18 protein-coding genes and 1 tRNA gene are annotated in these 20,090 nt (G+C 45.3%); 15 read left to right on the forward strand and 4 right to left on the reverse strand.

The window, feature by feature from the left end:
- The first annotated feature begins 7 nt into the window (after positions 1 to 7).
- The 9 genes from Q1A04_RS16260 (at position 8) to Q1A04_RS16300 (ending at position 9,974) form a co-directional block, all read left to right on the forward strand.
- Entirely contained in the window at positions 8 to 1,165 is a 1,158-nt protein-coding gene (locus Q1A04_RS16260; RefSeq protein WP_299708107.1) for an EpsG family protein, read from the forward strand.
- Between the two features lie 58 nt (positions 1,166 to 1,223).
- Entirely contained in the window at positions 1,224 to 2,168 is a 945-nt protein-coding gene (locus tag Q1A04_RS16265; protein WP_299708109.1) for a glycosyltransferase, read from the forward strand.
- A complete protein-coding gene (locus Q1A04_RS16270) occupies positions 2,165 to 2,728 on the forward strand; it encodes a DapH/DapD/GlmU-related protein (RefSeq protein WP_299708110.1) in 564 nt (187 codons plus the stop codon). Before Q1A04_RS16265 ends, Q1A04_RS16270 begins: the two co-directional genes overlap by 4 nt.
- A gap of 68 nt (positions 2,729 to 2,796) precedes the next feature.
- A complete protein-coding gene (locus Q1A04_RS16275) occupies positions 2,797 to 3,513 on the forward strand; it encodes a WecB/TagA/CpsF family glycosyltransferase (protein WP_299708112.1) in 717 nt (238 codons plus the stop codon).
- Between the two features lie 242 nt (positions 3,514 to 3,755).
- On the forward strand, positions 3,756 to 4,844 hold the full coding sequence (locus Q1A04_RS16280; RefSeq protein ID WP_299708114.1) for a glycosyltransferase family 4 protein: 1,089 nt from the start codon (positions 3,756 to 3,758) through the stop codon (positions 4,842 to 4,844).
- 76 nt (positions 4,845 to 4,920) lie between these two features.
- Positions 4,921 to 5,856 (forward strand): GDP-L-fucose synthase, encoded by a 936-nt coding sequence (locus tag Q1A04_RS16285; protein ID WP_299708116.1) that lies wholly within the window; start codon positions 4,921 to 4,923, stop codon positions 5,854 to 5,856.
- A gap of 30 nt (positions 5,857 to 5,886) precedes the next feature.
- Entirely contained in the window at positions 5,887 to 6,999 is a 1,113-nt protein-coding gene (gene gmd, locus Q1A04_RS16290) for a GDP-mannose 4,6-dehydratase (protein WP_299708118.1), read from the forward strand.
- A 72-nt stretch (positions 7,000 to 7,071) separates the two neighbouring features.
- A complete protein-coding gene (locus Q1A04_RS16295) occupies positions 7,072 to 7,572 on the forward strand; it encodes a cupin domain-containing protein (RefSeq protein ID WP_299708120.1) in 501 nt (166 codons plus the stop codon).
- A 161-nt stretch (positions 7,573 to 7,733) separates the two neighbouring features.
- Positions 7,734 to 9,974 carry a SulP family inorganic anion transporter gene (locus Q1A04_RS16300; RefSeq protein ID WP_299708122.1) on the forward strand — a complete coding sequence of 747 codons (2,241 nt, stop codon included), beginning with the start codon at positions 7,734 to 7,736 and terminating at the stop codon, positions 9,972 to 9,974.
- A gap of 6 nt (positions 9,975 to 9,980) precedes the next feature.
- Here Q1A04_RS16300 and Q1A04_RS16305 read toward each other — a convergent pair whose 3' ends face one another.
- A complete protein-coding gene (locus Q1A04_RS16305) occupies positions 9,981 to 10,352 on the reverse strand; it encodes a hypothetical protein (RefSeq protein ID WP_299708124.1) in 372 nt (123 codons plus the stop codon).
- A gap of 327 nt (positions 10,353 to 10,679) precedes the next feature.
- Here Q1A04_RS16305 and Q1A04_RS16310 point away from each other — a divergent pair, with 327 nt between their 5' ends.
- Complete coding sequence (locus tag Q1A04_RS16310) at positions 10,680 to 11,111, forward strand: hypothetical protein (RefSeq protein ID WP_299708126.1); 432 nt, start codon at positions 10,680 to 10,682, stop codon at positions 11,109 to 11,111.
- Positions 11,112 to 11,419: 308 nt separating this feature from the next.
- Positions 11,420 to 13,675, forward strand: coding sequence for a catalase/peroxidase HPI (gene katG, locus Q1A04_RS16315; protein WP_299708128.1), 2,256 nt, complete (start codon positions 11,420 to 11,422; stop codon positions 13,673 to 13,675).
- A 211-nt stretch (positions 13,676 to 13,886) separates the two neighbouring features.
- On the opposite strand, the gene Q1A04_RS16320 is transcribed toward katG, so the two are convergent.
- Positions 13,887 to 15,146 carry an FAD/NAD(P)-binding oxidoreductase gene (locus tag Q1A04_RS16320; protein WP_299708130.1) on the reverse strand — a complete coding sequence of 420 codons (1,260 nt, stop codon included), beginning with the start codon at positions 15,144 to 15,146 and terminating at the stop codon, positions 13,887 to 13,889.
- Between the two features lie 411 nt (positions 15,147 to 15,557).
- Positions 15,558 to 15,629: transfer RNA gene (locus Q1A04_RS16325), tRNA-Glu, on the reverse strand.
- A 182-nt stretch (positions 15,630 to 15,811) separates the two neighbouring features.
- Here Q1A04_RS16325 and gap point away from each other — a divergent pair.
- From gap to Q1A04_RS16345, 4 genes are all read left to right on the forward strand, one after another.
- Positions 15,812 to 16,804 carry a type I glyceraldehyde-3-phosphate dehydrogenase gene (gene gap, locus Q1A04_RS16330; RefSeq protein WP_299708131.1) on the forward strand — a complete coding sequence of 331 codons (993 nt, stop codon included), beginning with the start codon at positions 15,812 to 15,814 and terminating at the stop codon, positions 16,802 to 16,804.
- Positions 16,805 to 16,989: 185 nt separating this feature from the next.
- The gene (locus Q1A04_RS16335) at positions 16,990 to 17,838 is read left to right on the forward strand and encodes a universal stress protein (protein WP_299708133.1); all 849 of its coding nucleotides are present in this window, start codon (positions 16,990 to 16,992) and stop codon (positions 17,836 to 17,838) included.
- Between the two features lie 112 nt (positions 17,839 to 17,950).
- Entirely contained in the window at positions 17,951 to 18,832 is an 882-nt protein-coding gene (locus Q1A04_RS16340) for a diacylglycerol kinase family protein (RefSeq protein WP_299708135.1), read from the forward strand.
- 19 nt (positions 18,833 to 18,851) lie between these two features.
- Entirely contained in the window at positions 18,852 to 19,199 is a 348-nt protein-coding gene (locus tag Q1A04_RS16345; RefSeq protein ID WP_299708137.1) for a translation initiation factor, read from the forward strand.
- A 116-nt stretch (positions 19,200 to 19,315) separates the two neighbouring features.
- Here the strand turns inward: Q1A04_RS16345 and Q1A04_RS16350 are convergent, their stop codons facing one another.
- Positions 19,316 to 19,741 carry a hypothetical protein gene (locus Q1A04_RS16350; protein WP_299708139.1) on the reverse strand — a complete coding sequence of 142 codons (426 nt, stop codon included), beginning with the start codon at positions 19,739 to 19,741 and terminating at the stop codon, positions 19,316 to 19,318.
- Positions 19,742 to 20,090 lie beyond the last annotated feature (349 nt).

A 20,090-nucleotide genomic window follows, 5' to 3' on the forward strand; every position in this document is an offset into this window, starting at 1 on the left:
TAAGAAATTGAATAGGGCTTTATCTATTATTCTATTTATAATATCTCCTCTTGCAGGAGTAACTTTTAGTTTCATTAGTTTTTTTCTTAAAAAAACTAATGAATTAGATTATTACTTTTTTTGTGTATTAATGAGTTTGTTGATTGGGATCATAAACTCAGGTAAGGTTCTCGATAGTGATTTCTTAAATTATTATGATAGCTTTATCAATGTAGAAAATATGACTTTCATAGAATATATTTATTCTATGAATAAAGAGCCATTTTTCTTCTTATATAATTATATTGCTTATTACCTGTTTTTTGGAAATTTTGACATTTATATAGTAGCCACAACTACTATAGGATATACATTTATGTGTCATGCATTAATTAGATGTCATTCATTATTGAAATCATCAAATGTTTATCTTTTCATCGCCATTTTTATACTATTCCTATTCCCTAATATTTTTTCACTTTCAGCTCACTTAATAAGGCAATTTCTTGCTATGTCAATTCTTCTGATTTTAACAGTTGAGTTTGTCTTTTATGCCAAAAATAAATATTCTTATTTTATTAGTTCAATGTTGATACATACATCTTCAGTCATTTTTGGTCTCATTTATATAATTAAAATTACTAATGGTGCTAGATTTAAGTTATACATTGCAATAGTTATTACATTTTTAATTATTACAATTTTTATTAAATTCCCTTTGATCTTAGGTAACTTAAGTTTTAATAATGTTTTTTTGGATTATGGGATAACTAGACTTCAAAATATTGATAAGCAGTTTGTGGATTTAGAGTCTTTAAATATTTCTAGTTATATAATGTTTATATTTATAGTTGTGATATTTTATATTTTTTGGAAAGAATATTCAATCAATATAAAAAACTCATATATATTATTTTTTATAAGTATTGTTTTGTTGTTTTTTATAGCAATTAATCATGGAAATACAGAAATTTCTCTTCGATTTTCATTTTATTTCTATTCCTTATTACCTCTAAGTATTTATCTGTTTTTATCTTTGGTAGATATTAAAATAGTTCGTTTATATCCATTAATGAGTTTTTCTATTATATTTTTATTCCTTTTGCCCTGGTTTCTATATAAATTATTGAATGGAGCTTGGGTTTATAATAATATTAGTAGAATTTATTTTATTGGATTTTGGTAATTAATACAGTTTCAACTTTGTGATTTATAGTTTATTAATAATAGTTATTAATCAAAATATGTCTTTAGCACCAATAGTTCTGTTTGTATATAGCAGGCTAACAGAAACTAAAAAAACTGTACAGGCTTTAAGCAATAACTTTTTAGCATCTGAAAGCCAATTATATATTATATCTGATGGTCCTAAATCTAGTCAAGATTATGTTAAAGTACAGCACGTGCGTGAATATGTCAAGACTATTACAGGTTTTAAAGAAATTCATATAATTGAATGGAATAGAAATAAAGGTTTAGCTGACTCAGTTATAGACGGTATCAGTCAAGTTTTGCAGAATCATTATAGCATAATCGTGTTAGAAGATGATTTGGTAACAACTCCTAATTTTTTAGATTTCATGAATCAAGCTCTTATTTACTATAAATGCAATAATAGGGTGCAATCAATAAGTGGCTACTCCTTAGATATTAATGTTAATCAAGCTTTTACCAGTGTTTATTTTCATACGAGAACTTTCCCTTGGGGCTGGGCGACATGGCAAAATAGGTGGAATCCAGAAGTTTTCAATAAACAGAAGCTAAGAAACTTGATAACTACAAAGGAGTTAAATCTTAATCTTTTCAAAAAAAAATGTGGTGCTGATGTTGAAGGTATGCTAATCGCATCACTAGAGGGATTGAATAATTCTTGGTATATTAGATGGGTACTTAGTCACTATTTAAATGATAGACTTTGTGTTTTCCCTTTTAAATCTAAAGTCTCAAACATAGGACATGTAGAAAATGCTACACATTGTGTGGGAATCAATACTTATCAAAGTAGTCTAGATGAAGATTTTTCTAGAGCTTTTAATTTTGAAGTGCCTATTAGCGATGATGAAATTAATTATGAATTTTTAAAATATTTTTCATTTTATCATAAATTAAGTTTTAGGTTAAAATTAATGAAAAGCAAAAAAGGCCGAACAATGTTACTAAATGAAATTATTAATAGAGTTAGGAAATGATTACGAGAAAAGTTAATAATATTAGGCCTGGAAGGTCAAACATTACTCATCTCGTAAGACAACCATTTAATACTCTGCGCACAAGATTAGTTATACTTTTTAAAGCACCATATGCCAAAGTAAATGGTTTCCTACGGATTCCTTTTAGTACTAAAATATGGTCTCCACATAAACGTGTTGTTTTTGGAAATAAAGTACAATTTGGCGAAGGCTGTATAATAAATTGTAATATAATTTTTGGAAATTCCATACTTGTTGCGCAGAATGTAGCGTTTGTTGGCCGTGATGATCACACTTTCAATTTTATAGGATCATCTATATGGAATAATCCTAGAGGAGATTCATATCAAACAGTTATTGAAGATGATGTTTGGATTGGACATGGAGCTATTATAATTGCTGGAGTGCGAATAGGTAAGGGGGCAATAGTTGCAGCAGGTTCTGTTATTGTAAAGGATGTTAAGCCATATTCAATAGTAGGTGGAAATCCTGCTCATTTTATTAAAAATCGCTTTTCAGAGTATGAAATAGAACTACATGAAAAATTATTAATTGTTTGATATGGGGGTTGAATATCAATATTAAAATAGTCTAAATAATATATATAAGATATTATTAAATTAAATAGGTGAAAGTTTTAGGTTATAATATTAGTACTGTTTATCCTTGTATTCCTTCGGATAAGAAAATTATTATCAATACGATTAATCCACATTCTTTTTGTGTTGCAAAAACTGATAAAAATTTTCAAAAAGCATTATTGAATTCTGATATTTTAATTCCCGATGGTATTGGTATTGTATGGGCAACGAAAGTTTTGGCTAACAAAAAAATCGAGAAGATAGCAGGATATGATATTTTTTTACATTTACTAAAACAGATCAATTCTACTTGTGGCAGCTGTTTCTTTTTAGGGGCCTCTGAAAAAACCCTAGCATTAATTTCAAACCGAATATCTAGAGAATTTCCAAATGTATCTGTGCTGACATACTCACCACCATATAAAGCTACCTTTTCTGAAGAGGACAGCAAGCATATGTATGAAGCTGTTAATCAAGTAAAGCCGGATGTATTATTTGTTGGTATGACAGCCCCAAAGCAAGAGAAATGGGTATATCATTATCAAGAATATCTAGATGCTAAAGTTATATGTTCGATAGGTGCTGTATTTGATTTTTATGCTGGCACTGTCAAACGTCCATCCAAGTTCTGGATTAATATGGGATTAGAATGGTTACCCCGTTTCCTTAAAGAGCCGCGTAGGTTAGCTGAACGCAACTTAATCTCAACTCCAAAATTTATTTTAGAGGTTTTAAAAACCAAGGCTAAGGCAAGAAAGTCATAGAAGTGAAGCTGTAATTAATTATTTCGCTAAAGGAATAATTGAGAAGTATAGTATATCATCAATTTAGTTTTCTAGCATTGATTAGATATTAACAATCATAAATTAATATGCTTATATTTGCGGCTCTGAATATAAACAGTGCAATTTATTAGTTCTTAGTTTTATCAGAGCCAAAATAGATCTTTCATCTGATTAAAAGCCTAGTGCTGTATTAGACCAATTAACGACTAGGTAATAATTATATGGTACAAACTTTTACGTTTTTCATAACTGCATTTCTCATCACCTATTTTGCAGTTCCTTCTATTATCAAGGTTGCTACTATTCGGAACCTCTTCGATGAGCCCGATGAGCGGAAGCTTCATCAAAATACTATTCCTGCTTTAGGTGGTGTTGCCATTTTTGCAGGTATTTTCTTTTCTGTGCTTTTCTGGGCAGAGAGTTTTAACTTCAGCCTGTTGCGCTGGATCATGCTGTCGTTGGTAATCACTTTCATGCTCGGGCTAAAAGATGATATCGTTGCAATAGACCCTTTGAAAAAATTGCTTGGTTTATTGGCGGCATCAGGTCTTGTGATCGTTTATGGTGATATCCGCATTGCAAGTTTTCATGGCTTATTAGGTGTAGGGGAGTTGCCATATCTGGTAAGTGTCTTATTTACGCTATTTGTATTTATTGTGATCATCAATGCCGTCAATCTTATTGATGGCATAAATGGTTTGGCGGGAGGAATTGGCACGATTGCTTCACTTGCTTTTGGTACGCTGTTTCTGCTGAATGACCACTCAAATGCGGCTGCCTTTGCGTTTGCGACAGCAGGATCACTTTTGGCTTTCCTGCGCTATAATTTTTCGACAGCTAAAATATTCATGGGAGATGGCGGTGCTCTGGTTTTAGGCTTTGTACTTTCTGTACTCTGCACCCGATTTATGAACAGTGATATCTCTTTGGGGATGCTACCTAATTCTTCCATTTCTACACCGCTTATGGCGTTGGCCATTTTAATTATACCATTGGTAGATACGCTACGTGTCTTCATTATTCGCATAGCTGATGGCCGTTCTCCTTTTAGCGCTGATCGCAATCACTTACACCATCAACTGCTAGACCTTGGTTTTAGTCATAGACGAGCGGCTGTGATTCTTTATGCTGCCAATATTTATTTCATTTTGCTGACTGCTTTTTCCATGAGTTTGGGAATTCACACCGTTTTGTTCTTGATGCTGATAACAGCTTTCGTATTCAGTCAAATCCCTGCACTTATATTGCGCAATCGAGCGCAGGCTACTGAACAAATATTTGAGAAAAAAGTGGAAAGACACGCAGCCTAGCCGCTGCCTGTTTTAGAAACTGTGCAGGGTTTTGCTCTATGTTGTACATAAGGCAAAACTTTTTTATATGCTACCCATGGAAAAAAAATCTAAAATTTACATTGCCGGCCACCGGGGCATGGTGGGCTCGGCCATCCTGCGCAAACTCGAGGCCAACGGCCACACCAACATCATCACCCGCACCTCCTCCGAGCTTGACCTGCGCAACCAGCAGGCCGTGCAGGTGTTCTTTGAGACCGAAAAGCCGGACTATATTTTTCTGGCCGCCGCCAAGGTGGGGGGCATCCACGCCAACAACTTTTATAGGGCGGAGTTCCTCTATGACAACCTGATGATCGAGGCTAACATCATCCATGCCGCCCACCTGAGCGGCGTGAAGAAGCTGATGTTCCTAGGCTCATCCTGCATCTACCCCAAGCTGGCCCCGCAGCCGCTCAAGGAGGAGTACCTGCTCACAGGTCCGCTCGAGCAGACCAACGAGCCCTACGCCATCGCCAAGATCGCCGGCATCAAACTCTGCGAGTCCTACCGCGACCAGTACGGCAGCAATTTCATCAGCGTGATGCCCACCAACCTCTACGGCTACAACGACAACTATGACCTGCAGAACTCCCACGTGCTCCCGGCCTTGATTCGGAAGTTCCATGAAGCGAAGGAGTCCAACGCTCCAACCGTAACGGTATGGGGAACGGGGAGTCCGCGCCGGGAATTTCTATTCGCCGATGACTTGGCTGAAGCTTGTGTGTACCTGATGGAAAACTACGATGGCCGTGAACTTGTGAACATTGGCTCAGGCGAAGATATTGCTATCAAAGACTTGGCCCTGCTAGTTAAAGAAGTAGTAGGCTTTGGGGGGGAGTTGGTATTTGATACTTCCAAACCCGATGGCACGCCTCGAAAACTGATGGACGTGAGCAAGCTGCACAGCCTTGGCTTCCACCATAAAATTGAGTTACGAGAAGGTATAGCGCTAGCCTACGCAGACTTTAAAAGCAAGCTGGTTATAGCTTAAATATTTGTTTATTATTCTTAATTGATTGATTTGAAAACCGCCTTAATTACCGGAGTAACCGGACAGGACGGAGCCTATTTAGCAGAGCTCTTACTTAGCAAAGGATATAAAGTGCACGGCGTGAAGCGCCGCAGCTCCATGTTCAACACCGAGCGCATCGACCACCTGTATCAGGACCCGCACGAGAAGAACATCAACTTCAAGCTCCACTACGGCGACCTCACCGACTCCACCAACCTGATCCGCATCATTCAGGAGACGCAGCCCGACGAGATCTACAACCTAGCCGCCATGAGCCACGTGAAGGTGAGCTTCGACACGCCCGAGTACACGGCCAACGCCGACGGGCTGGGCACGCTGCGCATCCTAGAGGCCATCCGCATCCTCGGGCTGACCAAGAAAACCAAGGTGTACCAAGCATCGACGTCCGAACTGTACGGTCTGGTGCAGGCCGTGCCGCAGACGGAGACCACGCCGTTCTACCCGCGCTCCCCGTACGCAGTCGCTAAACTGTACGCCTACTGGATCACGGTCAACTACCGCGAGGCCTACGGCATGTTCGCCTGCAACGGCATCCTCTTCAACCACGAGTCGCCGCTGAGAGGCGAGACCTTCGTTACAAGAAAGATCACCCGCGCCGCCGCCCGTATCGCCATGGGCCTGCAGGACGGACTGTACTTGGGTAACTTGGACGCCAAGCGCGACTGGGGCCACGCCAAGGACTACGTGGAGGCCATGTGGCGCATCCTGCAGCAGGACGAGCCGGAGGACTTCGTGATCGCCACGGGCGTGACGACCACGGTGCGCGACTTCATCCGCATGGCCTTTGGCCACGTGGGCATCGAGCTGGAGTTCAAGGGCGAGGGCGTGGAGGAGAAAGGCTACGTGGCCGCCTGCAACAACCCGGAGTACCAACTGGAGATCGGCAAAGAGGTGGTGTGCGTGGACCCGAACTACTTCCGTCCGACGGAGGTGGAGCTCTTGATCGGCGACGCGACCAAGTCGAAGGAGAAGCTGGGCTGGGTGCCAAAGTATGATCTGCAGGCGCTGGTGACGGACATGATGCAGAACGACATCGAGCTCTTCAAGCGCGACACCTACCTCATGGAGGCTGGCCACAAAGTGCTGAATTACTACGAATAAGATATAGCTGAACTAAGATTTTAAAACGGTGGGCAGCTTAAATTTCCCACCGTTTCTTCTTTCTGATGAATTATGACAGAGACTACGAAATCAACCATTTTTGACCAGATCGCACAAGAGCTGAAAGCGCAAGCTTTTAAAACTGTAACAATCGATTCCTCCAGACCTTGGGGCGGCTTTTTTGTAATTGATGAAGGGCAGGCACCTACCTTTGCAACTAAATACTTTAATGGCTTGTCAGCCGACTCACTTAAGATCGCTGGAAAACTGAGCCCTAAGATTTTAGTGGTGGCTCCCGAGAAAAGACTGTCATGGCAGTACCACCACCGCAGAGCGGAAGTCTGGACTGTGCTGCAGGGGAAGGTAGGTGTCGTGACAAGCGATACGGACGAAGAAGGGGAGGTAAAAGTGCTGCATCCCGGCGATGTGATCACCCTGAAGCAAGGTGAGCGACACAGACTGGTAGGCTTAAGCGACTGGGGCGTGCTTGCCGAGATCTGGCAACATACGGATGCTGCACATCCTTCTGATGAAGACGACATCGTGCGCGTGCAGGATGATTTTGGGAGGTAGTGCTAAATTGAATTCCCATCTAAATCAAAAGCAGCAAGCGCACCACTTGCTGCTTTTTTTATGCCTAACTCCCAGCAAATACCCTTTCCTACCTCCCTGCTCTCTTTACCATTCCTATTATTTTTCTATCTTTAGAAGATAAAAGATTAACACCTTACACCTTGAGCAAAGATAACTACCTCAATAAATTTATTGATAAGGCACAAGCTGCCCATCTGGAACGGTCTCTTTTCAGCAAGCCGGGCAAAGATATTCCTGCAGGTATAGTGGTTTTTCTGGTGGCGCTACCGCTGTGCCTAGGTATAGCGCTGGCAAGTGGTGCGCCGCTCATCTCCGGGCTGATATCCGGCATTATCGGTGGTATCGTCATAGGTTCCCTGAGCCAGTCTCAGGTGAGTGTGAGCGGACCTGCCGCCAGTTTGACCGCCGTCGTGCTGGTCGCGATACAGAATCTGGGCAGCTTTGACGTGTTTCTATTGGCCTTGGTGATCGGCGGGGTAATCCAATTGGGGATCGGCCTACTCAAAGCCGGTCTGATTGCCGACTACATGCCCACCAGCATCATCAAAGGCTTGCTGGCGGCTATCGGCTTGATCCTGATCATCTCACAGCTCCCTTATGCGCTTGGCGTGGAGCTGGAAAAAAGCCGCATGTTGAATTACTCGGAAGACTTTTTCACGGGCGTGCAGCAAAGGGTCCTGTTCATACTCCGGTCCATCAACATGGGCGCCGTTGTCTTGTCCCTCATTTCGCTGGCGCTGCTGATTTTCTGGGACAGGACGCCCCTTAAAAAGTTGAAGCTCGTTCCGCCTTTTCTGCTGGTGGTGATCTTGGGCGTTATCCTGAACCAAGTCTTCAAGCTTGTGCTGCCTTCCCTTTATCTGGATGGTATACACTTGGTAAATATACCGGAGATTAGCAGCTTCTCCTCCTTTGTCACCTTCCCAGACTTCAGTGCCATCGGCAACATACAGGTATGGACCTACGGTTTTACAATTGCCTTGATTGCCTCCATCGCCTCCCTGCTGGCCATAGAGGCGGCTGACAATCTGGACCCACACAAGCGCAGAAGTCCGCCTAATCGGGAGCTGGTGGCGCAAGGTATAGGCAACACCCTCGCCGGACTGATAGGCGGTATACCTATCACATCCGTAATTGTAAGGAGTTCCGTCAATATTGAAACGGGGGCGGAGACAAAGCTCTCCACCATCATCCACGGTTCCCTATTACTGGTGAGCGTTCTGTTTCTGAGTGCAGTTATCAATTTGATTCCATTGGCTTCGCTGGCTGTGTTGCTCTTGGTGGTGGGCTACAAACTGGCCTCTATTGCGGTTATCAAATCGATGTATCGCAAAGGTTGGACGCAGTTTTTGCCCTTCGTCGTGACCACGCTGGCCATTTTATTTACGGATGTACTCATTGGCGTGACGATCGGAACGGCGGTCAGTATTTTTTTCCTGCTCAGGGGAAACTACTACAACCCGTTCTACATAGAGAGTACTAAATCCCCGAACGGGAAAACCTATCGACTGGAACTGTCTAATGAGGTATCCTTTCTGAACAAACCGGCTATTAAGACCACCTTGTGGAACCTGCCCCAAAATTCACAGATCATCATTGACGCTACCTTTACCACCTATGTGGAGCCGGATGTGATCGAGATACTGCATGATTTTCAGGATACGTTTGCGCGGGAAAATGATATCGACGTCATCATAACGGGTCTGCGTGAAAGTTATAATCCGAAGAGTCAGGAAGATGTGGCGGAAGTGAAAGCGGAGACCAAGAAGGTGCTGACAACTCCGCAGGATATCTTGGATTACTTTATGGAGGGCAACCAGCGCTATGTGGATGGCAACTTAGTCTCCAGAAGGTTGAGGAACAAGGAGCTGATGGACTTCATCAAAGAGGCGCCACTGGCTGCGGTCGTTAACTCCATAGACATGCGCGAGCCCTTAAACATGCTGCTGAATACCGGCATCGGTGATCTGATTCCGATGCGCGCCGCAGGAAACCTGATGAGCGACTTTCTGATCTACAGCACGGAGGTTGCCTGCCGGAAACAGGGTGCCCGACTGATCCTGCTGATGGGCAACTCAGAAAACTCTTTTATCAAAGAAGCCCTTGAATGCCATCTGGCAGGAGAAGAGTCGTATTTAAGTGCGCTGCTGGCGCCTGCCCTAGCTTCAGGCAACTTCCCTGAAGACAGGCTGCGCAGTGAGGATAGTGATAAGCTTGTGGATGGAATCACCCGCTGGAATCTGGAAGAGTCCAAGCGGAGGATACTGCAACAGAGTGAATACATTAGGGCAGAGGTGGAGAAAGGTCATCTGGGACTTTGTTCCGCTTTCTTTGACCGCGCTACCGGCAAAATTGAGTTCTCCCAACTGGCCACTGTTTAGCCTTTGTTAATTATTGTTTGACTTCTCTGTTGCTTTGGCCGCTTTTTTGGCCTGTTTGTTAGCATCTGCACGGTTCCGTTGAGCCTTTGCTTCCATCTTGGAGGCACGTTTAGCCTGCTTGGCCGCATAGGCAGCCTCCTTGTCGATGCGCTTCGCTTCTTTTGCATTCGCCTTGGCTACCCGCGCGTCTACTTTGGTGTCTTTCCGCAGGTCGGAGGCGTCATTCAGACGTTCCCTATCTGCTTTTGCTCTATCTTTTGCTTCCTGCTGTTCGGTTTTGGTCTCCTGCTTGGTTTGTGTCGTCTGGGCAAAGGCATGAGTGGAGGCAAAAGCCAGCGTTCCGGTGAGCAGCGTAATTAAAAGGGTTTTGTTTTTCATGTTGGTCAGGAAAAGGTTTATTCTATTATCCTACTATAGGTATACGGCTAGGTAACTATATTAACCGGAAATGTCTGATAATAAGATGTTTATATTTTTATATGGCCCGCTAGTCCATCTCAGGGCACATGTTTAGCTGAGAAATCACTTTCAGCCAAATCGATAAAGGAAAGCATTTCCATACCATTGGAAGAAACCCGCTGCTTTCTAAACTATTACAGGGTATGCACTTGTTACAGGCATAGCACTCACCCGGCCCGATGGCCAGAACCGACCAGCCAAACGGCTGCCCCCGCTTTTATTCGTCCCGCTGTTAAAATTTCAAACATGACTAATGACATTGTTAAGAACAGCGACTATTCAGATTACCTCACGCAACTCTTGGGAAGAAGGCCGAGCCCGGCCGAACTGATCAGTTTTGAGAATAATCAAAACTTGATTCTGATAAACAGGAGATCACCAGAGAACAATGCCTACCACATCAGTTTCGCCAACGGCACAGCTGTGCAACTACTGACTGACGGGGTCATGCAGGGTGGCTCCATCGAACTGCACAGCCATGAGGCGGGGCACCGATTTTACTCTGTCCAATTTGAGGAACAGGACGCGGTGGAGGAACACTACCTAATACTGGATGCTGCGGTCGAGTCCGTTAGGATAGGCGAATCCAGCACCACGCTGGTGCAGAGCGTGCGCCTGATCACCATTGAGGACTTGGTTCTGCAACACGACCCGATTATGTACAGCCTTCCTAATTAATGAAAGAAGACACTGGAGCAATTTTACTTTTGCCTTAGCATGATTATAAGGATCAGAGAAATGATAGAGGCGACTTCTAATGTCCGCCGAAAAGCGCAGGTGACAGAGTTCGCCTTAGCTGAAGAGCAGCAGCTCTAAAATCCTCTAAATTTATGAAAAAACAATTGTTATAGACTTTGTCTATATCCTAATAGATATTTAGAATCACTTTAAATTTGTTTACCCGTACTTGAATAAGTATATTTATTAATAATTAGATATTACATATAATAAAAGTTATCCAAATATTAATTTATATCATCAAGAATATGGAACATAAGAAAGACAGACATGTAGCCCCCAACACCCCGGTATGGGATACCAATGAGTCTAGGAGATGCCCTTTTATGGGTGGTGCCGTACATTTTACTGCAGGTAGTGGCCGGTCAAACCGAGACTGGTGGCCGGATATGCTAAACCTCCGGATACTGCATCAGCATTCCTCCAAGTCAAACCCTATGGGAGAGGGATTTAACTACGCCGAGGAGTTCAAGAGCCTCGATCTAAATGCTGTGAAGCAGGACCTGTACGATCTGATGACGGATTCTCAGGAGTGGTGGCCGGCGGATTACGGGCACTATGGTCCGCTTTTCATCCGTATGGCTTGGCATAGTGCGGGTACTTACCGCATTGCCGACGGACGGGGAGGAGCCAGCTCAGGCTCTCAGCGTTTTGCTCCGCTCAACAGCTGGCCCGACAACGCCAACCTCGACAAGGCACGCTTGCTGCTTTGGCCTATAAAGCAGAAATACGGAAAGAAAATATCATGGGCCGACCTGATGATTCTGGCCGGTAACTGCGCCTTGGAATCGATGGGCTTTAAAACCTTTGGCTTCGGCGGTGGACGAGTGGATGTTTGGGAGCCGGAGGAAGATATCTACTGGGGCTCGGAAGGAGAATGGCTGGGGAATAAGGAACGCCATGCAGGCGGCGTATTGGAAAACCCGCTTGCCGCTTCGCACATGGGCCTTATCTATGTGAACCCAGAGGGGCCTAATGGCAATCCTGATCCGATTGCGGCAGCGCAGGACATCCGCGAGACCTTTGGCCGCATGGCTATGAATGACTATGAAACCGTTGCATTGATTGCCGGCGGTCATACCTTTGGAAAAACACACGGCGCAGGCGACCCGCGTGAGTACGTGGGTGTAGAACCAGCAGGGGCCGACATTGCGGAAATGGGCCTTGGTTGGAAAAATACCTATGGCACCGGTAATGCCGGCTACACGATCACCAGCGGCTTAGAAGGGGCTTGGACTACTACTCCAACCAAGTGGAGCAACAACTTTTTCGAAAACCTCTTCGGGTTCGAGTGGGAGCTCACCAAGAGCCCGGCGGGAGCCCACCAGTGGAAGCCGAAAGGCGATGCAGGTGCTGGTACCGTTCCAGACGCGCACGATCCTTCTAAAAAACACGCTCCGTTCATGCTCACCACCGACATCGCCTTGCGTGAGGACCCTTCGTATGGCAAGATCTCCAGACAATTCTTAGAGAATCCGGATGAGTTTGCCGAAGCATTTGCACTGGCTTGGTATAAACTGACGCACCGCGATATGGGCCCGATTTCGCGTTACCTAGGTCCGGAAGTACCGGAGGAGGAACTGATTTGGCAAGACCCGATTCCGGCCGTTACGCATGAACTGATTAACGACCAAGACATCAGCGAACTGAAAAGCAAGGTACTGGACGCCGGGCTTTCTGTATCCCAGCTGGTTTCTACCGCTTGGGCATCGGCCTCTACTTACCGTGATTCTGATAAGCGGGGAGGCGCGAACGGCGGACGACTTCGTTTGGAACCGCAGCGGAACTGGGAGGTTAACAACCCGGCAGAGCTGGGAAAGGTGCTTCAGGTATATGAAAGGATTCAGGAGGAGTTCAACAGCGCGCAAGGCAATGGCAAAAGAGTTTCCATGGCCGACCTGATCATATTGGGAGGTTGCGCAGGTATAGAAAAAGCTGCCAAAGATGCTGGAATTGACGTAAAAGTGCCGTTCACACCCGGACGTACAGACGCTTCTGAGGAGCAAACTGATTGGGACGCCTTCGCGGTACTTGAGCCGAACGCAGACGGATTCCGCAACTATCACAGGAACCGTGACAACATTTCTGCCTCAGCAGAGGAAATGTTGATCGACAGGGCACAGCTGATGAGCCTGACTGTACCTGAGCTAACGGTGCTTTTAGGCGGCATGCGTGTGCTGAATACTAACTATGACAGGTCTAAGCGCGGCGTGTTTACCAACCAACCAGAAGTGCTTACTAATGACTTCTTTGTGAACCTGCTCGATATGGGCACCACATGGAAAGCGACTTCAGAAGCTGCCAATGAGTTCGAAGGACGTGACCGCAAAACCGGGGAAGTGAAATGGACTGGTAGCCGGGTTGACCTGATCATCGGTTCAAACTCAGAGCTTCGGGCTATTGCGGAAGTATATGCCTGCTCGGATTCAAAAGAGCGGTTTGTAAAAGACTTCATCAAGGCTTGGGACAAGGTGATGAACCTAGACCGGTATGACTTAAAGTAAAAGCAATCTTACAAAATGGTTATAATGGCCCTTTCAAGAGCTCATTATACAGATTGCGGAACATGATTTATCCTGCATTTTAAGGATATCAGGTAAAGGAAAACCTCCTGTTTTAGAGATATAAGTAGTTATATCACTTAAGCAGGAGGTTTTTACGTCTAGCCGCACAACTATACGGGACACACAGACGGTTGTCGTACAAGGTAAGATGCTACATTATCCCTTTTAACATCAGGTTCCAGTACATCCAAGGCAGTCCATATTTTTTTAGCAGCCACATGCTGTACTGCTCTTTGGTAGTATCTATAAACTTGCTGATGAAGGGGTCGCTGTCACGCATGTTATCGTATTTAAACTCAGCTAAAACCATTTTGCCATAGCCTGTGATAAATGGGCATGAGGAATAGCCTTCGTATTTTTCTGCCGGTTGCTTGTTGTGATTGATCTGGGCAAGTACGTGCGCTGCCACAACAGGTGCCTGTTTGCGCACGGCAGCTCCTGTTTTGCCGGTTGGCAGGGCGGCCACATCTCCTATTCCGTAAATGTTAGGGTAGCGTTTATGCTGCAACGTATTAATATCTACATCAAGCCAGCCTTTATTCGGGCCTTCTTGCACGGCAAGTTTTGAGTTTCTAACTACATCAGGGGCTATGTGCGGTGGCGCAAGGTGCAGCATGCTGTATGGGATAACTACTGTGTCAGGTCCTTCTATCCTCTCTTTTATCCTTTCGTTTGCTGTAAAGCTCTGCTGGTCCGGTTGCATACGTTTAAAGTGTATCTCGTTGCTTTTGGAATCGATCTTTACCGGACTATAGAAGGTCTTAATAATAATGTCTTTCCGGGCTACAACTTCCTGTAGAGTCCCTAGAAATTCCTTTACTCCAAAGATGGTAGAGCCGGGGGTGGCAAATACGATATTGGTGTTATTGCGAACACCTGTCTTTCGGAAGTGATCATCAGCGAGGTACATGATCTTTTGTGGTGCACCGCCACATTTTATAGGAGTACTTGGTTGTGTAAAAACGGCGTTGCCGCCTTTAAATTCCAGTAGTACGCCCCAAGTCTTGCGCGGGTCAATGTAGTTACTGCACACATTTGGCTGTTGAAGAGCTTCACGCAGACCTTCAATACCATCCAAGTCATATTTTACGCCAGTTGCTACCATGAGGAAGTCGTAGCTAAAGAAACCGCTGTGTTCGGTGTTTACCTTGTTTTCATCAGGTAGTATTTCAGTGGCCTTGTCCTGCACCCAAGTAACATTTTCCGGGATAACAGATGCTTCATCGCGGCGGGTATCCGGGTAGTTGTAAGTGCCCGCTCCAACTAGGGTCCAAGCAGGTTGGTACCAATGGTCTTTTGACGGCTCTATTACAGCTATCCGCAAGTTTTTCTGTTCCCGACGGAGCTTAGCCGCAAGCATGATTCCTGCTGTGCCGCCACCCAAAATAAGTACCTGATAATGTGTATACATGGCGATTTGTTCTGCATTTAGTGGTGTTAATTGTTATATCTGGTTAGTTATAAGTGTCTTGTGATATGACGTAACATCACTTTGTTTTACTAGTGCTATTACGGTTTTGTTTGAGATGATATGATGATATTGTTTATTTTTATGATTTTGTTAGTAGGCGAAGCTCTAATGAATGTAAGGCTAATCTGCATTGAATATTCCTTCAGGTAAAGCCAGAAATTTTTGATGGCAGATATCAGCTGTTAACTAGTTCCTTTGCTAAGGAAGAAAGATTGGGGGGTGAAATCAGCGCCAAAGCTTGTAAATAGAATTGCTTCATGACCATGAAGTTGCTTTGGGAAGACAATAGTAAGAACCAAAATCTATAGTGCATAAAAAAAGCCTCTCAGCGTTAACTGAGAGGCTTTCAAGTAGTCCGTAGGGGAATCGAACCCCTGTTGCCAGAATGAAAATCTGGAGTCCTAACCCCTAGACGAACGGACCATTCTGTCGTATTGTGGTGCAAAGATAGGGCAAAGCGCTTACAAGGCAAATATTTTTTTGTGTTTTCAACCTTATTTTATGTAAATCGTTAAGGTTCAAGCTGGAAAAAATATATTGGTTTTCCTTAATGGTAATCGTAACTTCGCACCATCAAATTTTAAAACAAATCAATCCCAAATACCATGTCTAAAATTAAAGTTGCAATTAACGGTTTTGGCCGTATCGGCAGACTTACTTTTAAGGCCCTTCTGGAGAAGGACAACGTAGAGGTAGTGGCTATAAACGACCTGACCAACACTAAAACATTGGCGCACCTGCTGAAGTATGACTCAGTACACGGCCGTTTTAATGGTACAGTAGAGGCCTCTGACAACGGTATTATCGTGAATGGCAGAGATATCCTGATCACTGCGGAACGCGAGCCGAAAAACCTGCCTTGGGGCAAAATGGGGGTAGACGTTGTATTGGAATCTACTGGACGTTTCTTGGACGCACAAGGCGCTGGCGGTCACATCGAAGCCGGAGCACGCAAAGTAGTTATTTCTGCACCAGCAAAAGGCGACATCCCGACAGTAGTATTGGGTGTGAATGAAGACATCCTGACGGGTGATGAAACCATCGTTTCGAATGCATCATGCACCACTAACTGCCTTGCCCCAATGGCAAAGGTGTTGGACGATGCTTTCGGTATCGAGAAAGGCTATATCACGACAGTGCACGCTTATACTTCTGATCAGAACCTGCAGGACGCACCTCACAGCGACCTGAGAAGAGCTCGTGCTGCTGCATACTCTATCATTCCAACATCTACAGGTGCTGCAAAAGCAGTAGGTTTGGTACTGCCACACCTGAAAGGTAAACTGGATGGCGTAGCGATGCGCGTTCCTGTTCCGTCTGGCTCTTTGACAGACCTTACTGTGGTACTGAAGAAGCCAGCTACGAAAGAAGAGATCAACGCGGCCATGAAAAAAGCTGCTGAAGGCGAAATGAAAGGCATTCTGGAGTACACCGAAGATCCGATCGTTTCCATTGACATTATCGGCAACACGCACTCTTGCATTTTCGATGCGGAAATGACTTCAGCGAACGAAACACTGGTGAAAGTGGTAGGCTGGTACGACAACGAGGCGGGCTACTCTAACAGAGCCGCTGACCTGATCGCCAAGCTTGGCTAATCAACTGGTTTTATACCTCTTTTTGCAAAAGCCCGCCTTTCCGGTGGGCTTTTGTGTTTTTGTGGCTTATATAAAAGAAAAAAGCTATATTTCACGTAGAATGACATTTATCATAGTACAGGCGTATACAGGTCCGTACTTTTATACCTGAAATCAAACAAGAGAGATAAACCGCACAAAAACTTATGAGAAGAATACTTGTACCAACCGACTTTTCCGATCAGGCCCGCAGTGCCTTTGAAGTAGCTGTAACCATCGCACGACAGACGGGCGCTGCCATCAAGCTGCTGCATGTGGTGGAGATGCCTAATTCGTCCTACTCCTTTAGCGCGACCGGTGATCTGGTGGGCGGAAACGGCATGGAGCAGGTATATATGATGAAACTGCTGGAGACAACGCAGCAGCGCATGGCGCAACTGGAGCGTTCTGTGGAGCATGAAGGAGTGGAAGTGGTGCAGGAGGTGGATGCCGACAGCGTGATTCGTAAGATCAGACGTGTGATAAGCGACGACAAGGTGGACTTAGTTGTGATGGGCTCGAAAGGTTCCAGTGGCATGGACGAGTTCCTGATCGGTTCTAACACCGAGAAAGTGGTGCGCACGGCCGACTGTCCGGTGCTGACTGTGAAAGGCCCCATTGCCAATTTCCAGATACGCAATATTGTGCTGGCATCCGACTTCAAGCGCGAGATCAGTACGGCTGTGGAGAAATTCAAGTATTTCCAGCATATGTTCGGCGCGAAGCTGCATATGGTATACATTAACACCCCAGGCGCATTTGAATCGTCAAGCAATCTGCGTACGCGCATGCAGAAGGCTGCCGAACGCTATGGCTTGCAGAACTTCACGATCAATGTATACAACGACACGATAGAAGAAGACGGCATCCTGCACTTTGCCGAGGAAATTGGTGCTGACCTCGTGATGATGGCCACTCACGGTCGCACCGGTCTGTCCCACCTGCTCAGCGGCAGTATCGCCGAGGATTTGGTAAACCACTCCGACATTCCGGTACTGACTTTTCATTTGAAATAGTTTTAGGCATAGCCCCATAAAAGCAGAAAAGCCCGGCCAATGTGCCGGGCTTTTTTCATTCTACGCCGGAATGGGTTATTTTTGTAAACCGCTTACCAGAGACAATATATACATGAGCAAACGCCCCCATATTCGTTTCATTATCAACCCAAAGTCCGGCCCTAAGAGCAAGGTAGACGTGGCCGCCCGCATAAAGCTGCACCTAGACCATAGCAAGTTCGACCATGACATCGTGTACACTGCCTATGCCGGACATGCGCCTGAGCTGGCCAAACAGGCCGCAGAGGAGGGTTGCGCAGTGGTTGTGGCCGTGGGAGGGGATGGCACTGTGAACGAAGTGGCACGTGGTCTGCTGCACACCGAAGCGGCGATGGGTATTATCCCGCGTGGTTCAGGCAACGGGCTGGCCCGGCACCTGCAAGTGCCGCTGACTGTAGATGGATCCATTCGTTTTCTGAACGAGGGGCATCGTTCCAAGATCGACAGCGGCGAAATCAACGGACATCCTTTCTTTACGACGGCAGGCATCGGGTTTGACGCTTACATCAGTTCCGTGTTCGCGGGCAGCAAAACCAGAGGCCTCAAAACCTACGTGGAGCTGATCCTGAAAGAGGTGATCAACTACCGCCACCTGCCCGTAAAAGCGACTATAAACGGCAAGACGATCGATACAGACCTGTTTGTGATGGCCTTCGCCAATGCGGCTCAGTATGGCAACAACGCCTATATCGCGCCTATGGCGGACATACGCGACGGTATGCTGGACGTGTGTCTGGTTAGGAAACTGGATATGCTGAAGGCGCTGCAACTGAGCTATGCGATGATGTCAAATAAACCGGCCGGAGCGGATAGCGCCGAGTATTTTAAAACAGAGGCCGTGGAAGTAGTAACGGACCACGAGTTGATGCACCATGCCGATGGTGAGTATCTGGGCAAAGCGACACGTTTCGAAGTGCGTATCGTGCCGCAGTCTCTGTACGTGGTGGCACCTTAGGTATAAAAAGCACAAGAAGATGAGCGATAAAAATAAAAAAGGAAGACAAGGGGTGGTGTACTCCACTAATTCAGATTTCAACTACGAATATCAGCAGGAGAACGAGGCCGAGACGCTTCCGCCCCAACAGCAGAACCTGAAGGTGATGCTTGATAAGAAATCACGCGGCGGCAAGCAGGTAACACTGGTAGCGGGCTTCGTGGGTACCGATGATGATTTGAAAGAACTGGGCAAAATGCTCAAAAGCAAATGCGGCGTAGGCGGCTCCGCCAAAGAAGGGGAAATCCTGATCCAAGGCGACTTCCGCGATAAAGTCCTGCAAGTGCTAGTAGCTGCCGGGTATAAGGCCAAAAAAGCGGGAGGGTAGGGAGTTTAGGAGTTTGAGAGTTTAGGAAGTATGAGTTAAAAACAGCAGAGCTTCATTTTAATGAATAAAGCTTTGCTGTTGTCTCGTTTATATTAGAATTCTTTCCGTTGAGTTTCTTAAACTCCTAAACTCTTTAACTTACTAACTGGTCCCTGAATGTGGTAGAAGTTGGCTGACTTTTGAACGAAAACGCGACCGGCTAGGGCAGGTGCCTTAGGTGGTCGGGGCTTGTATACCTGTGTGGGCTGTTTTGAATCTGTTTTTATGCGCTCGTAACCTACCGCTTCTAGCTTTAGCTCCAAGGCTTTTGGTGAAATATCCTTTACCGGAATCCTAACCTCCGTTCTCCGGTACCAGAGCAGCAGGGCCGAGGTAAACATCAGCGCGAAGATAGCGGCGTTGAGAAACAGTTCCTGCACAGCTGTCTCTGCATCCTCACTAAACCGACCGCTTATCCCATACCAAGCCGCCGTCAGTAGCCCATACATCCCAAAGAAGTATAGATTCAGTTTCACAAAGCGGTTTAAGGTATAGTTTTTCATAATGATTGATGACTGATGGTTAATGACGGGGATTAATAATTGGCTGAATCTGCTCAAGGATTTATAGGATTGCCGGGTCCAACCACCCCTAACCCCTCCTTGTCTAAGGCGGGGAATTTTTCCTACCACTTCTATCTCTTTTGCCTATAGTAACAACTTTCCACTCAAGGGTGCTTTTTAGTAAGATCTCGATAAGTAGTAGCTAGAAACATATAATGAGGACGTAGTAACAGCAGGTTACCCCGCCTTAGACAAGGAGGGGCTAGGGGTGGTTGGATCAGGGTGTGCAAGTTACCTGTGCACTATTCGGACAGGCGCGAACTGTCCCTGTAAATGAAACGGTAAATCT

Origin of the sequence: uncultured Pontibacter sp. (genome assembly GCF_947499215.1) — a bacterium.
Taxonomy (GTDB): Bacteria; Bacteroidota; Bacteroidia; order Cytophagales; family Hymenobacteraceae; genus Pontibacter.

Bases quoted from the DNA above. Each gene is read 5' to 3' on its own strand.
- Q1A04_RS16265 (WP_299708109.1), top strand. From the start codon at position 1,224: ATGTCTTTAGCACCAATAGTTCTGTTTGTATATAGCAGGCTAACAGAA.
- Q1A04_RS16270 (WP_299708110.1), top strand. From the start codon at position 2,165: ATGATTACGAGAAAAGTTAATAATATTAGGCCTGGAAGGTCAAACATT.
- Q1A04_RS16280 (WP_299708114.1), top strand. From the start codon at position 3,756: ATGGTACAAACTTTTACGTTTTTCATAACTGCATTTCTCATCACCTAT.
- Q1A04_RS16285 (WP_299708116.1), top strand. From the start codon at position 4,921: ATGGAAAAAAAATCTAAAATTTACATTGCCGGCCACCGGGGCATGGTG.
- Q1A04_RS16295 (WP_299708120.1), top strand. From the start codon at position 7,072: ATGACAGAGACTACGAAATCAACCATTTTTGACCAGATCGCACAAGAG.
- Q1A04_RS16305 (WP_299708124.1), bottom strand. From the start codon at position 10,352: ATGAAAAACAAAACCCTTTTAATTACGCTGCTCACCGGAACGCTGGCT.
- Q1A04_RS16310 (WP_299708126.1), top strand. From the start codon at position 10,680: ATGACTAATGACATTGTTAAGAACAGCGACTATTCAGATTACCTCACG.
- katG (WP_299708128.1), top strand. From the start codon at position 11,420: ATGGAACATAAGAAAGACAGACATGTAGCCCCCAACACCCCGGTATGG.
- Q1A04_RS16320 (WP_299708130.1), bottom strand. From the start codon at position 15,146: ATGTATACACATTATCAGGTACTTATTTTGGGTGGCGGCACAGCAGGA.
- gap (WP_299708131.1), top strand. From the start codon at position 15,812: ATGTCTAAAATTAAAGTTGCAATTAACGGTTTTGGCCGTATCGGCAGA.
- Q1A04_RS16335 (WP_299708133.1), top strand. From the start codon at position 16,990: ATGAGAAGAATACTTGTACCAACCGACTTTTCCGATCAGGCCCGCAGT.
- Q1A04_RS16340 (WP_299708135.1), top strand. From the start codon at position 17,951: ATGAGCAAACGCCCCCATATTCGTTTCATTATCAACCCAAAGTCCGGC.
- Q1A04_RS16345 (WP_299708137.1), top strand. From the start codon at position 18,852: ATGAGCGATAAAAATAAAAAAGGAAGACAAGGGGTGGTGTACTCCACT.
- Q1A04_RS16350 (WP_299708139.1), bottom strand. From the start codon at position 19,741: ATGAAAAACTATACCTTAAACCGCTTTGTGAAACTGAATCTATACTTC.